This is a genomic window from Frankia sp. CcCS3 (genome assembly GCF_977927575.1).
This window is the reverse complement of the sequence record NZ_CDWRCL010000096.1, coordinates 1-14,090: the sequence shown is the minus strand read 5'-3', so window position 1 is coordinate 14,090 and position 14,090 is coordinate 1. Positions and strand designations below refer to the sequence as shown.

Annotated in this window: 9 protein-coding genes and 3 pseudogenes; 4 read left to right on the top strand and 8 right to left on the bottom strand. The window is 69.3% G+C overall.

Annotated features, from left to right (window positions below; all coding sequences use genetic code 11):
* The 3 genes and pseudogenes from AC08OQ_RS10625 to AC08OQ_RS10615 all read right to left on the bottom strand — a co-directional run.
* Positions 1–664 (bottom strand): annotated as a pseudogene (locus AC08OQ_RS10625) (hypothetical protein); the annotation flags it as partial.
* Between the two features lie 71 nt (positions 665–735).
* Positions 736–930, bottom strand: a complete 195-nt coding sequence (locus AC08OQ_RS10620; RefSeq protein ID WP_476600516.1) for a transposase — start codon at positions 928–930, stop codon at positions 736–738.
* Positions 931–1,081: 151 nt separating this feature from the next.
* Positions 1,082–1,762 (bottom strand): annotated as a pseudogene (locus tag AC08OQ_RS10615) (ISL3 family transposase); the annotation flags it as partial.
* A 39-nt stretch (positions 1,763–1,801) separates the two neighbouring features.
* Between AC08OQ_RS10615 and AC08OQ_RS10610 the strand changes: the two are divergent.
* The gene (locus AC08OQ_RS10610; RefSeq protein WP_476600514.1) at positions 1,802–2,338 is read left to right on the top strand and encodes an MBL fold metallo-hydrolase; all 537 of its coding nucleotides are present in this window, start codon (positions 1,802–1,804) and stop codon (positions 2,336–2,338) included.
* Positions 2,339–2,510: 172 nt separating this feature from the next.
* Here the strand turns inward: AC08OQ_RS10610 and AC08OQ_RS10605 are convergent, their stop codons facing one another.
* The 5 genes from AC08OQ_RS10605 to AC08OQ_RS10585 all read right to left on the bottom strand — a co-directional run bounded on the left by AC08OQ_RS10605 (position 2,511) and on the right by AC08OQ_RS10585 (position 8,622).
* Entirely contained in the window at positions 2,511–3,239 is a 729-nt protein-coding gene (locus AC08OQ_RS10605; RefSeq protein WP_476600512.1) for an HAD family hydrolase, read from the bottom strand.
* Between the two features lie 58 nt (positions 3,240–3,297).
* Positions 3,298–4,212: a MurR/RpiR family transcriptional regulator gene (locus AC08OQ_RS10600; protein WP_476600511.1), complete on the bottom strand. Its 915-nt coding sequence runs from the start codon at positions 4,210–4,212 to the stop codon at positions 3,298–3,300.
* 149 nt (positions 4,213–4,361) lie between these two features.
* Entirely contained in the window at positions 4,362–6,830 is a 2,469-nt protein-coding gene (locus tag AC08OQ_RS10595) for a HelD family protein (RefSeq protein WP_476600509.1), read from the bottom strand.
* A 428-nt stretch (positions 6,831–7,258) separates the two neighbouring features.
* A complete protein-coding gene (locus AC08OQ_RS10590; protein ID WP_462188293.1) occupies positions 7,259–7,828 on the bottom strand; it encodes a type 1 glutamine amidotransferase domain-containing protein in 570 nt (189 codons plus the stop codon).
* 134 nt (positions 7,829–7,962) lie between these two features.
* Positions 7,963–8,622, bottom strand: a complete 660-nt coding sequence (locus AC08OQ_RS10585; protein WP_476600508.1) for an HhH-GDP family DNA glycosylase — start codon at positions 8,620–8,622, stop codon at positions 7,963–7,965.
* A gap of 275 nt (positions 8,623–8,897) precedes the next feature.
* On the opposite strand from AC08OQ_RS10585, the gene AC08OQ_RS10580 reads away from it, so the two are divergent.
* The 3 genes and pseudogenes from AC08OQ_RS10580 (at position 8,898) to AC08OQ_RS10570 (ending at position 13,913) form a co-directional block, all read left to right on the top strand.
* Positions 8,898–9,938, top strand: a complete 1,041-nt coding sequence (locus AC08OQ_RS10580) for an Acg family FMN-binding oxidoreductase (RefSeq protein WP_462203886.1) — start codon at positions 8,898–8,900, stop codon at positions 9,936–9,938.
* Positions 9,939–10,519: 581 nt separating this feature from the next.
* A pseudogene (locus AC08OQ_RS10575) lies at positions 10,520–12,736 on the top strand (protein kinase domain-containing protein).
* 220 nt (positions 12,737–12,956) lie between these two features.
* Positions 12,957–13,913, top strand: coding sequence for a hypothetical protein (locus tag AC08OQ_RS10570; RefSeq protein WP_476600506.1), 957 nt, complete (start codon positions 12,957–12,959; stop codon positions 13,911–13,913).
* Positions 13,914–14,090: the final 177 nt, after the last annotated feature.

Sequence of the window (14,090 nt, the reverse complement as noted above, 5' to 3'; positions counted from 1 at the left end):
TCGCGGTAGGGACCGTCCTTGCGGGCGCCCCCGCACAGATCCCAGCGTGCGGGATTACCGCACTGGGCTCCTGCCTCGGGTTCTGGCGTCGAAGCGCACGCTCGGCATCGGGTGGCGTGGGCGGGCGGGTGGTAGCCATCGGTCGGCATGGCGCCCCATGCGCGCCCAGGCCAGTCGCGTGCGCTGGCTTCGTCGGCGAAGCGCCTTGAACCAGTGCCGTGTCGCCTGGGTGCGGAAGGACGCGACCGCGTCCGTGTTGCCGCGCACGGCGTAGTAGTTGAGATGCCCAACCACCACTGCGTAGCCACTGCCCTTGAACCGGGACGGGTTGGTGCCGGCGCCGCTTCAGTTCCTCCTTGATCTCTTTGAGCTTCGCCCGCATCCGCCTCTTGTCCGTGACGCGCCTCACCCAGAAGTGCCCCTTCTTGGACGTCGCGCACAGATGTGTGAACCCCAGGAAGGTGAACGTCTCCGGCTTCCCGAGACCGTGGGTCTTCCGCCAACTGGCCGCGTAGCGACCGAACTGGATCAGCCGGGTCTTGCCGGGGTGCAGTTCCAAACCGAACCTGGCGAACCTCTCGCGCAGGTCGACGAGAAACCGACGGGCGTCGTCCTCGTACTCGAAGCCGGTGATCGCATCGTCGGCGAAACGGACAACGATCATCTGTCCGCGTGCCTTGTGTCTGCGCCACCGTTGAGGCTCTCCGCAGTTAGCCAGAGGTCGTAGTCATCTGATTACGTAGCGGTCGCGTGGGTGGTTACGGTCGGTCGCCACTGCGGGCGGGCAGCGCGGGAGGCGGTGTACCGGGCCCTGAGTTGCTGGTTGGCGACGTTGGACATCCCGAACGCCACCCGGTAGATCAGCTTCGTGAGGCGATTGACTCCCTCGGCGGCCGCGTTGGAGATCCCGTGGTGGACAGCGTTCGTGATCTCCTCGAGCCAGGTGTTGAGGGTCTCGGTCGCGGTGACGAGTTCGGGGATGCTGGTGCCGAAGGTCGCGACGTAGTCGAGGAAGCGGAACGGTGTGCGCGATCTCGGTGCGGGTGACCGGCCGGCCGGTCCGTGACGGGGAGAGCGCGAGCGCCCTGAGCAGCCGGTTCTTCGCGGTCCAGGCGACGCGCAGGTCGTAGGCGGCGTCGCCGTCGATCGCGACGAGCTCGCCGAGCCCGTCGAGGATCTTCCGTCGGCCGCGGTCCGAGAGCCGCTCAGGACCGTAGCGCAGCGCGTTGTTGAGCTGGTACTCGACGTCGGTGGCCCGGCCGCGCCGGTCGTGGAGCTGGTGACTGATGCGTCGTCGCACGTCATCGCACATCCTGCCCAGGTGCTGGGCCACATGAAAATGATCGGCCGCGACCATCGCGTGCGGGAGGGCCTCGCGGGCGACGGCCCGGTACGTCGTCGACATGTCGATCGTGACCGCCCGGATCCCGTCACGCCAGGCCGCCGGCTGGGCCCGGAGCCAGGCGATCACGGAGGCCCTCGCCCGGGTCTCGACCACGCCGAGCAGGCCGTGCCCACCCGCGGAGACGAACGCGCCGTGCGCCGTGTGCCAGGCCACCCGCGCCCACCGCGCGGCCACACCATCCGTCTCGAACTCCAACACCTCGGCCACGAACCCCGGCAACCCCAGCACCGCCGCCACCGCACGACCAGCCGTACCCCCGAACAACAACGCACCCGTTCTTCCGACGATCACGGACCTTAGACAAGTCGCGATCTTTCCGGATGGGCGGGTGCGTCCCTTTACAGCCCCAGGAGCCATCACGCTCCGTCACAACGATAGGTTGCGGAGGATGTCGTCGTGACACACCTGCACTGTGATCACTTCGGGTGGCTCGTCGATCCGAACGCTAATTTGTTCCCTCAGGCCAGGATCTGGATCGGCGGGGCTGATTACACGTACTTCCAGGAGTCGGCCAGAAAATCCACGGATGGGCAAGACGACGATGAGCGGAAGTTCATTATCGATCAGCAGCTCTCGCTTGCTGGCTTGCGTGATGCCGGCAGCGTTCAACTCCTGGACCGTGAAAAGTTGGAAGTGTTGCCGGGAATCTCCTTGATGCCGACCCCGGGTCACACCCCGGGGCGCACCAGCGTCATGGCGGCCAGCGGCGGCCAGCGGATCCTGTTCTTCGGTGACGCGATCACCTGCCCGCACCAGTTACACCACCCGAGCTGGCACAGCGTTGGCGACGTCGACGTCAAGCTTGCGAACCACAGCCGGGAGTGGATCTGGAACGAGCTGTCGAAGCCAGGAACCGACGGGGTCGGCTCACACTTCCCGCAGGCACAGGAGGGCACCCTCGCACTCCACGAAGGGCGAGCGTGGTCAGCCTGAAACTCACCGGGAGGGCCCGGCGCGCCCGGGCAGCCGAGCCACGGGCCCTCCCGCACCTACCAAGCAGCGAGATGAAGATCGGTGAGTACTCCAAGCCGTGTCGTCGACGTCGCCCGGCCGCCGTTCACATTGCCGTTCACATTGCCGGTCGCCTGCGTCGCCGGGGGATTCGTCATGACGGCATGAGCTGGCGAGTGACGGCTGGCTCGGTCAGGGACGGGGTCACCAGGAGAGGGCGTCCTTCCGCCGGCCACGGCAGGGGTGTGCTCTGCGGCCAGTCTCCGGTGGTAACGACGATGACCGCCAGACCGGCCCGCTGCGCGGCGATTGCCCCGATCCTGGAGTCCTCGACGGCGACCGCGTCGCGCGGATCAACTCCCAGGGCCGAGCAGGCGGTTAGGTAGACCTCCGGGTGAGGCTTGGGTAGGTCGACATCGTCCGCGGCGATGGTCGCGTCGAACGCCACATCGAATCCCGCGCCGGTGAGCATCGCGACGAGTACATCGGCCGGGCTGTTCGAGGCGACCGCCATCGGTACGCTGCCGCTCAGGCCAGCGAGCAGGGCGGCCGCGCCCGGCATGGCGCGAGGAGGGTCACGTTTCACCGCCTGCCGCAGCGAACGGTGAAGCACCGATGCGATCAAGGCAGCTTCGTGTTCCTGGTTGCCCCAGCGCGCGATCCGCGCGGCCCCCGACGCGACGGAGCTGCCGACCAGCTGCCCGCGCATCGCGTCGTCCAACTCGAAGGAGACGGCCGCGGCTGCCTCGTCGAACGCGGTGGCCCATGCCGCCGTGCTGTCCACGAGCAATCCATCGCAGTCGAACAGCACCGCGGCTGGCCGCTGACTGCCCCCTGTTCGCTGGTTCGCGCCGTGGTCGGAAAACGTCCCAGAGATAATCATCTGTCTCCATCAAAATCTGAACAGTCCGAGCGAATCAGTAGCGATTGAGTAGGACGAATCAGTAACAGTGTTCATCGAGAGCATCCGCAGCCAGAGTCTGCGCGATGCGGGCATGGTCAGGATTCCGCAGAAGAAGAGCGATGAAAAGGCTCTCAAGAACCAGGAGGTGGGCGAGACGGCTGGTCATCGCCTCTATTTGGTACCGGGTTTTACGACTCCCGGCGACGAGCACGGTTGTCGCGACCTCCGTCAACGGGCTGCTGTGAAAACTGATGATCGCGATAACCGCGGCACCGGCGGCGTGTGCGCCGCGAGCAGCGCCTACGGTCTCATGAGTCGCCCCGGTGTGACTCACCGCGACCGCGACATCATCCGGCCCGAGCAGGCGTGCCTGCACGTGCTGCGTGTGCACATCCGGCGGGAAGCTGGCCGGGACGCCGATCGTGGCCAGCCGAAACGCCCCGTCCGCGGCAATCGGTGCGCTTGTGCCGACCCCCAGAAAAAGAACACGCCGCGCCGCATGGAGCGCCTCAACGGCATCGGCAAGCGCACCCGCGCCCACGCTCATCGGGACGCGCGACAGTGCCTGACCGTTCGAGGCCGCCAGCTTGGCAAGCACCTGATGCACGGTGTCGCTGGGATCGATGTCCTCCCGGGGGCGTTCACCGAGCGGCAGAAGATCTTGAGCTAGAGCGATCTTGGCTGCCTGGAAACCCTTGAAGCCGAGACTTTGGCACGCGCGGACGACCGTGGCGACCCCCACCCCCGCGGCAGCGGCGACCTCGGATACCGAAAGATTAAGGATCTCCGCTCCCGGCTCCAGCAACGCTTCGAGGACCCGGGCCTCGCTCGGAGCGAGATCCGCGGCGGCCCCCCGCACCCGTTCAGCAAAGGTGCCAGCCGGCTCGTCAGCAACGCTCGCCGCGCCGGTCTCACTGGGCCTGGTCGCCCTGGGCCTGGTCGTCACATCCACGAACCTAGCCACACGGAACAACGTTCCGATGAACGATGGATGGACATTTTATATCAAGAAAATATCGGAATTTTGTTCCGACGCTGCTCCTCACGCAGGGCTAGCTGGTATTTGCGGACGGATCCGGAACCCGTCCGCGGGCGGGCACGTTACCGTCGGGCGAGTCGGCCCAGTACCGGCGGAAGCTCGCCGGAATACACCACGGTCAGGAAACGGGTGGCCCGGGTCAGCGCGACGTAGAGGTCGGCGAGCCCCCGGGTCGGCCCGGCCAGCAACGCGGCCGGTTCCACCAGCACCACCGCGTCGAACTCGAGACCTTTGCTCTCCGCCACGCTCAGCACCACCACCGGCGCGTCGAGAGCGTTGCCGACGGATCTGGCGGGGTCGACGGAGTCCGCCGCGACCGCCAGATCCGGGAGGGCTGCCATGAGGGCGCCGCGCAGCCCCGGGATGTCCTGCGGGCGGCAGATCACGGCGACCCGCCCGTCGCCGACCTCGCTCGCGGCCCGGCTCGCCGCGTACACCACGGCGGCGACGAGGTCCCCGGGAGGCTCCTGGGCGAAGGTCCGCCTGTCCTTTAACAGACCAGTCTCGAGCAGACCGACGAGGCCCGGGACATCGTCGGTCGTCACGTCGCCCACGCGCACCGCCGTCGGGGCACGGCCCACCGAACGCACTGAGAGGGGAACGGAGACCGTCGGGTCCTGCGCCCGCAGGACGTCGGCGGCAACGTCCATGATCTCCCGAGGTGTGCGGTAGTTGACGCTGAGCCGCTCGACCGTGAACCGGTCGCCGACCGCGGGCCCCAGCAGCTCCCCCCAGGACGTCGGCGCGCCCGGCCGGGCGGTCTGGGCCAGGTCACCGACGAGGGTCGCCGTGCGTCCCGGGCAGCGCCGCCACAACAGCCGCCACAACATCGGCGAGACCTCCTGGGCCTCGTCGACGATCAGGTGGCCGAAAGTCCAGGTGCGGTCCTCGCGGGCATGATCGGCGGCACTGCGCCGCGCCCGCGGCCCGCTCCACCGCTCGGCGAGCGCCTCGGTGTCAACCTGCCCCTCGAGCCCGAGCATGTCCACCACGCCCCGGGCGTACTCGCGTTCCTCCTCGCGTTCCCGCTCGGCACGGCGGGCGGTCTCGCGGCCGGTCTCCTCGCCCGGGTCGCCGAGCAGCTCGGCGGCCTCATCGAGCAGCGGCACATCGGCCGGAGCCCACGCCCGCTCGACCCGCTCGGCGGCCGCTGTACTCGCCGTACCCACGCCGTCGCGCTGCACCGGGATCCGGGCGGACGCTGCGGCCGTCCGCCGGTCCTCGAGCAGAGATCGTTCCGCCGGGGTGAGTCGGCTACCCGCCGCACGCGCCAGGGCCGCCGGATCGGCGAAGAGCTCCTCGAGGAGCCGCTGGGGGGTCAGCAGCGGCCAGAGGCCGTCGAGCACCGTACGGACCTCTTCCGCCGACCACAGGTCCCGGATGATCTGGCCGCGTTCGTCGGCGTCGAGCAGCCCGCCCGGGATCTGGTTCACCACCTGGGTGGCCAGCTCTGCCAACAGCTCGCGCAGGAAGATCCGACGGGCCGAGTTGTGCGGGCGGCGGCTGCGCCGCGCCCGGGTGCGGGCCCGCGCGACCGTGTCGCGACCGAGGCGCAGCATGTGATCGTCGTAGGGGATGAGCACCTCTCGCCGCGGCAGCCGCTGCCGGTCCCTGACGGCGGCGGCGATGACCTCGGCCATCCGCGGATCACCCTTGAGCGCAGCGGTCGCGGCGTCCTCGACGCCGTGCGCGTCGACCCCGGGAAAGAGCCGTCCCGGCGTGGCGAAGATCACCCCGGTCTCCCCGAGGGAGGGCAGCACCTGGTCGATGTAGCGCAGGAACACCGGACTCGGCCCCACGATCAGCACGCCGGACTGGTCGAGTCGAGCCCGGTCGTTGTAGAGCAGATAGGCGGCACGGTGCAGCGCCACCGCGGTCTTACCGGTCCCCGGTCCACCGTCGACGACGAGCACGCCGTTCGCCCGCGCCCGGATGATGCGGTCCTGCTCGGCCTGCAGAGTGGCGATGATGTCGTGCATGCGCCCGGTCCTGGGCGCGGCCAGCGCCTCGAGCAACATCGTGTCGCCGGACGCCGTCACCCCGCCGGGCTCGCTCGTGCCGGTGCCAGTGCCGGTGGCCGTGCCGGCCGGCAGGCTCAACGGGTCGTCGGCGATGCCGGTGACCTCCCGGCCCTTGGTCCGCAGATGACGCCGCCGCACCAGACCGTGCGGATCGGCCAGCGTCGCCCGGTAGAAGGCGGTGGCCACCGGGGCCCGCCAGTCCACCAGGATCGGTTCCTGCTCGCTGTCGGACAGGCCGATCCGGCCGATGTACGTCCGGCGCCCGTCGGCGTGGTCCATCGCGCCGAAACACAGCCGCCCTTCGGCGGCGTCGAGGCGGGCGAGCCGGTCGGCGTGGGTCGCCGCGAACACGTCACGTTCCACGAGTGACTGTGGGGTGCCCGTGCCACTTTCCAGCAGGACCCGGCGCAGCTGCCCACGGGTGATCTCGCGGACCTCGTCCAACCGGATGTACAGCGTGTCCAGGTACGCCTGTTCACGGGCGCGCTCGACGTCCTGCATGGTCGGCACCGGCTCTCCTCCCGGTCGCGGTCGGATTCTTGGGCTGCGGCTTCCCGGGCTGCGGGCCGACGCCGTCAGGTGAGCCAGGGGGAGTAACAGCCCCTCCCCGGCAGATCTTCCCGGCCCGCCTGGTGACCCGGCTCCGGTGACCCCACCCTGGTAACGACATGTCCACGACAACGACGGCGTGTCCACGAACGACCACGGCAACCACGGCAAGCCGGCCCGCCATCCGGCACGGCGGCCGGAATGCCGCATCATCGCTGTTCCAGGTTACGGATGTCCGGCGACGGGATACACCGCAATGATCCACCTGGTGCGGGGTAGCGACCAACCTGATCCGAGGTAGCAGACGGCCCGGGCGAAGGAGCCGTTTCCGGCGGTTCCTTCGCATCCACGGTGAACGGCGTCCCGAGCTGGGGCGTCCACCGAGGTAATCAGACGCCCACCGAGGTGAGATGCTCCACCAGGGTGCCGTCGAAGGCCGGCAGATCATCCGGCCTGCGGCTGCTGATCAGCGTGTTCGGCCCGGACCGGCAGATGACGACCTGCTCGTCCACGACCTCGGCCCCGGCGTTGCGCAGATCGGTGCGCAGGCTCGGCCAGCTCGTGATGCGCCGTCCGCGGACCACGTCCGCCTCGATCAGGGTCCAGGGAGCGTGGCAGATCGACGCCACCGGGCGGCCGGCATCGAAGAAGTACCGGACGAACTCGACAACACCCGGCTGCCACCGCAACTCGTCCGGATTGGCGACTCCGCCGGGCAGCACCAGCGCGTCGAAGTCCGCGGGATCCGCCTCGGCGACCGTGACGTCGACCGGGAAGGTGTCCGCGGGGTCCAGGTGCCGGAACGCCCGCACCCTGCCTCCCTCCGTCGACACCAGCACCGGACTCAGGCCGGCCTGCTCGATGGCCTTCCACGGCTCGGTGAGTTCGACCTGCTCGACGCCCTCCGGTGCCACCAGAAACGCGATCTTGCGTTGAATCCTGTCGTCGTGCGTCGTCATCGACACGTCCTCCTGCCTGATTCCTGTCTGCCTGCTGTCTGCTTGCCGTCTGACTCCTGCCCGCCTCCTGTCTGCCTGCTGCCCGCCTGCTGTCTGCTCCTGTCTCGCCAGCTGGGGTCGGGACCGGACGGGCGTCAGGGCCTGCTCGCCGCCTCCCGCAGGTCGGTGACGTCGTGCTCGAGACGCGCCCGCACCAGCGCAGCGACCAGCCGCGGGAAGTCCTGCCGGTCGACCAGTGCGGCGAGCCTCGCCGGGCCGGTCGGCAGCCCGAGGGCTCCAGCCGTTCTCCAGGTAGGTTCGTCGAGGTAGGGCACCAGCTCGTCCCATCCCGCCTGCGCCTCGCGCAGGAAGATGTCGGCACCGACCGGACCGATCCCCTTGATCTTCTGCAGCAGCTCCCGCTCCCGGTCCGGGGAGTGCTCGGCGGCATCCCGCAGCCGGCGGACATCACCGTCGTAGGTGTCCATCAGGTAACGGCAGGCCGCCTCCAATGTCCGAGAGGTGCTCTCGTCGTAGCGCGCGTACCCGCTGCCGTTCAGCACCCGGGTACGGTCCTCCCAGGTCGCCTCGGCCATGGCTGCGGCGTCGGTCCAGCCGGCGTCCATCAGGGAACGACAGGCGGCGACCGCGATCGACGTGCGGATCCGTGCGCTCGCGAGCAGGGCGAAGACGATCAGCCTGAACATCGCCTCCGCGGTGTCAGTCGGCACGTCGGCGCCGATATCGTCGGCGTAGGTCCGCCCATGCCGGGCGAGCAGTTCGGCGAGCACCGCCTCTGTGTCGGTTCCAGCCATGCAGTGGGGCTACCCGCGATACCCGCCATCACTCCGCCCCGCCCATGCGCTCCGCACACGCACTCCGCCCTGCCCGTGCCATCCCGGCCGTACCCACCCACCACGTCCGCGGCGGTGCCTCGGGCCCGCCACCCGACGCCCCGACGCCCCGCCACCCGACGCCCGACTCCCGCCTGCCGGCCGTTGGTCCGCCCCGACTGTTCCCCTCGGCACATGCCCTCTACCCGGTCGGGAGGGCAGGCTGGGGGTAGACACTTGAGAGAAGGGAGGCTGAGATGTCCACCAAAGCAGCACGGTCCGTACTGGTTCCCCTGACTCCCGACCTGGCTCGGGAGGTGGTCGCCGCATCCGCCGCGGCGCCGTCCATCCATAACACGCAGCCGTGGCGCTGGCGCCTCGAGGCAGGCCGGCTCACCCTTCTCGCCGACAGCACCCGCCAGCTCAAGGTCGCCGATCCCGAGGGCCGGCAGATGCTGTTGAGCTGCGGAGCGGCGCTGTTCAACGCCCGGCTGGCGCTGCGGACCCGCGGCGAGGTCCCCGTGGTGGAGCCGCTACCCGACGGCGTCGACGACTTCCGCCCCGCCCCGCTCGCCACCATCTCGGTGATCGGCCATCAGCCTGCCGAGGACGACGAGCGGGCATTGGCCGATGCCATCCCGCGGCGGCACACCGATCGCCGGCCGTTCGACGACCAGCCGTTGCCGGCCGAGGTAATCAGCCGCCTGCGTGCCGCGGCCGAGGCGGAGGGCTGCTGGCTCACCGCGCCGATCGACCCGGAGCTGCGCGTCCAGGTCAGCGTCCTGCTGTCCCGGGCGGACTGGATCGAGGCGCACAACGTGGCCTACCGGGAGGAACTGGCCTCGTGGAGTCGAACGGGGTCCACGTCGGCCGATGGCATCCCGCGCAGCGCAGTCGTCCACACCGACGCCCCGCGCCAGTCCGAGTTCCCGATGCGGGACCTCGACGTGGTCGGCGAGGCGGGGACCGTGCTGGACGAGACGGGTGTGGAACGGCCCGGCATCCTGATCATCGGCACCGATGCGGACACGACCGCCGACCGGCTGCGCGCTGGGCAGGCGATGCAGCGTGTGCTGCTCACCGCCACCTTGCTCGGTCTCGCCTCGTCGCCGATGTCGCAGGCGATCGACGTCGAGGGCATGCGGGAGCAGTTCCGCGGCACCACCAGCGGTCTCGGGCACGTCCAGATGATCCTGCGGGCCGGCTATCCCGAGCCGGGTGCACAACCGCTCGGCCCCACTCCCCGCCGGGACGTCGACGAGGTCCTGGAGGTCGTCGGGTCGGATGATCGGGCGTAGCACCGTTCGGCCGTTCGCGTTCGGCCGTGCAGCGTTCCTTCCTGACACATTCGGCGAAAGCCGCACAGATACGGGGTTGTGTGGGCCGCCAGCCGCTTTGATCGGGGACCAGACCGGGTCGCCGGTGGACCGACCGGCAATCGGAGGTGTCGCGAGGTCCGCGACGGCTCGGTCGTGACTCGGGGGGTTCCCGGGGACGCGGCGCGGCGTTCCCGGGAGACTCCCCCGCCCGGGCCTTGGTCGGCCCCGGTCGACCCCGGCCGTACCCGGTCAGAGACCCCGACCGCCCCTGGTCGCCCCCGGCCGACCAGGAGGCAGGACGTGACCGGATGACAGAAGCCACGCGGGCGCCGAATGCCTGTCGCTGCATTGACATCGAGGTGGCGGGGGCTGTCGGGGCCCCGACAGCCCGGTGCCCGGTCACTCTCGCCTAAGATTTTGCCAGCGGTTGACCGTAATGGTTGATCGGGACATTCCGTGATGGATCAAGAGTCGGTGCGCGTCCACCGGCCGGCCCGCGACCTGCGCGGCGTTCCCGCGCGAGGCCGCGGTCGGCACGCGGCGGGTGGGGGTACAGGTCGATGATGTCATCGGATGCGGGTGTGGCGGCACGATCCGCCCCCCTTGGCCCGGACGACCCCCACGAGCTCGGCTCGTACACGCTGCTAGGCAAACTCGGCCAGGGTGGAATGGGCATGGTCTATCTGGGCCGCTCCGGGAAGGGCCGGCTCGTCGCCATCAAGGTGATCCGGAATGAGGCTGTCGGGAACCCCGAGTTCCGAGCCCGGTTCCGGCTGGAGGCCGAGACCGCCCGGCGAGTCGCCCGGGTCTGCACCGCTGAGGTGCTCGACGCCGATCCGGACGCCGAGTGGCCCTACCTGGTCACCGAGTTCATCGAGGGCAAGACCCTCGCCCGGTACGTCCAGCGCAACGGCCCGCTCGCCAATGCCAACCTCGAACAACTCGCGGTCGGCGTGGCCGCGGCGCTCACCGCCATCCACAGCGCCGGGATCGTGCACCGCGACCTCAAGCCCGCGAACGTCATCCTCTCACCGTTCGGCCCCCGGGTGATCGACTTCGGTATCGCCCGGGCGGTGGACGCCGGCAGTAACCTCACCGGCGATCTCCAGCAGCTCGGGACGCCGGCGTTCATGTCCCCGGAGCAGATCGAGAGCCGGCCGATCACCTCGGCGGTCGACATCTGGGCGTGGGGTGGCCTCGTCGCCTTCGCCGCCACCGGGCACTACCCCTTCGGTGAGGCCTCGGCGCAGGTGCTGCTCTACCGCGCCCTACACGAGGAACCGCGGCTCGACGACGTCGACCCGGCGCTGCGCCCGATCGTCTGGCACGCGATGCGCAAGGACCCGAGCACCCGCCCGAGCGCCCAGCAGCTCATGCTGCGCCTGCTCGGCGACCCGTCGGGCACCGGCCCGGACGCTGCCGCCGCCGTCAACCCGCAGGACGTCACGAACATCCTGCAGGGCTGGAAGCTGCCAGTGCCCGGCCCGGGCGCACCGGTCACGGGCGGCACCGGGCCCCACGGGGCCGGCTTCCCCGCAACGGCAGCGGCCCCCGTCAGCAGCGGTTACACCGTCGACCAGGACGCCCCGACCCGGCTACCCGCCGGTGCCGGCGGTCACGGGAGTCCCGGCGGTCCCGGGGGCGGTGGAGCCGATGCTCCCGGCCGGCAGGGCGGCGCGGGCGGGAACAGGAACCGCACCCCGCTGCTCGTCGGTGGGGGTGTCGTAGTCGTCGGCGCGATCCTCGCGGGAGTACTCGCCCTCAGCTCGGGTGATGACGGCGGCTCCGGGACCGACGCGGCCAATCCGGCCACCATCTCCGGGGCTCCGGCCACGTCGCCCCAACCAGCCTCATCGGCCCAATCAGCGGCCTTCACGCTGCCCAGGGCGGCCCAGCCGCTTGGCAAGGACACCCTCGTCTACGCGTCCAACCGCAACGGCAACTACGATCTGTTCACCGGGCAGGTCACGGACAACGGGCTGCTCGCGAACGACAAGCCGATCGTCACCGGTCCGGACCAGGAGATGCTGCCCGCGATCAGCGACGATCGCAAGACGATCGTCTACTTCAAGAAGGGCAGCCCGAATACGCTGCAGGCGATTGCCGCCGACGGCTCCGGGAAACCGGTACAGCTGTTCACCTCGGGCCCGGCCGCCGGGCTGGCGATCGCGGACGACGCCCGGCCCTCGCTCTCCCCCGACGGCGGCTTCCTGGTCGTCCGTTCCACCAAGGATCAGACCGGAACGCCGAACCCCGGCCTGTATGTGGTGAAACTGGACGGCTCGAGCGTGCGGCGGCTCAACGCGAAGCCGCAGGCGACCGACCCCGCCTGGTCGCCGGACGGCGAGCGGATCGCCTACTGGTCGAACAACACCGGTGGCGACCGCGGCTTCATCGTGGTGATCCCGGCCCAACCGGATGCCCAGGCGACCCCGATCACGCAGGACCAGGGTAACGGGGACTCGGACCCGGTCTGATCCCCGGACAGCAGGAAGATCGCTTTCACCCGGGCGAAGAACGGCGATCTGGAGATCTTCGAGATGAACTCGGACGGCACCGACGCCCGGCAGCTCACCCGGGTGCACGGGGACGACCAGGACCCGGCCTACGCGCCGGACGGTCGCATCGCCTTCAGCGGGCAGCGCAATCCCACGGACCCTGGTGACCGGCAACTCTACGTTCTGAATCCGAACGATCCGAACAATCCGAACGATAGTGACCGCAAGCTCACCACTACCGGCGGGTTCAACGGCCACGCCCGTTGGAACGCCGGCTGAGCTCCTTGCCTATCCAGAGGGATAAATCGGGCGCAAAGGAGTCGAAATGAAATAACTTGCGCGTTTCGAACCCTCCACAGGCCTGTGACCTGCGATGATGCTCTCGATCACGTATTTGTTACTTCATTACGTCCCCAAAAGCCTCTGGATAGGCAAGGAAGCCGGCGAGAGGGGCCGGTTATGCACAGATCGCGAACGAGCCCGGCAGGATGCTCGAACCGTGATCGACACTGGGGACGTGACCCAGTCCTATGAGAAGGTCGTCGCACTCGCCCGCAAGCAGGACGACATGATCACCCGTCGGCATGCCCGGCAGCTCGGGATGTCGGACCAAGCGATCAGCGTTCGTAGACGCAGGCACGGCTGGACCTCCCCGGTGCGGGGCATGTTGCTCGTGCCGCCCATTCGGGACGAAATCCGGGCCCGTGCCCGAGCGGCGCTGTCGATCGTCGGAGGGACGATCTGCGGACGTACCGCGGCCCGACTGCACGGCCTTCCCGCCCTCTCCCGCTGGCGGCCCGACGAACCCGTCGATGTCGCGCTGCCCGGTGAGGGGGGACTTCGTCAGCGTGGCGGTTGTCACCGGCATTGGATGACGGTTCGCGGTGGCGAGACCATCGACCTCGACGGCATCCGTACCACCACGGTTGCCCGGACGTTGGAAGATCTGGCCCTACTGTGCGACCGCGAGCTGTTCATCTGTGTCCTCGACGCTTTTGTTCACCAACGCCGTCTATCCCGGAACGAGCTGTTCGATCTTCGCACACGCGTGCAGGAACGCCGCAATGGTGATCGTGCGGACGGATGGTGGTCAAAGATCGACGGGCGGGCAGAGTCACCGCTGGAGACGCGTGTGCGGCTCCTTCTCGATGACGCCGGGCTGGCCCCGGACGAGCTTCAATGGATAGTCCACGATCCCCGACACGGCCGGCCGGTGGCACGGCTCGATCTCGCCTGGCCGTCGCTGCGGGTCGCGATCGAAGCGGACGGCGTCGGGCCGCACGGTGAGCCGGAGGCTCTTCATCGCGATCGGGCACGTCAGAACGACCTCGTCCGTCTCGACTGGGATGTTCTGCGCTTCACCTGGCACGATGTCACGACGGAAGCGGCGAGAACGACGGAAGTCGTCCGGATGGCACTTCTCCGAGCCCGTGCAGGTGGCCCTGCCGAAGCGTGAATCCCGCCGGCCGACCCGGGACCCGGGGGCCCGGGGAGCCGGGACGCCCGAGGCTCCCGGCTTCCTTGCCTATCCAGAGGCTTTTGTGTCCGATTTATCCCTCTGGATAGGCAAGGGGCCTAGGGCCTGTTTGGGAAGTTTATCGGGGCAGCCATTCGTTGATCGCGGCGATGGTGA

Coding starts and splice junctions, on each gene's coding strand:
- AC08OQ_RS10605 (WP_476600512.1), bottom strand. CDS start 3,239: ATGATTATCTCTGGGACGTTTTCCGACCACGGCGCGAACCAGCGAACA.
- AC08OQ_RS10590 (WP_462188293.1), bottom strand. CDS start 7,828: ATGACGACGCACGACGACAGGATTCAACGCAAGATCGCGTTTCTGGTG.
- AC08OQ_RS10585 (WP_476600508.1), bottom strand. CDS start 8,622: ATGGCTGGAACCGACACAGAGGCGGTGCTCGCCGAACTGCTCGCCCGG.
- AC08OQ_RS10580 (WP_462203886.1), top strand. CDS start 8,898: ATGTCCACCAAAGCAGCACGGTCCGTACTGGTTCCCCTGACTCCCGAC.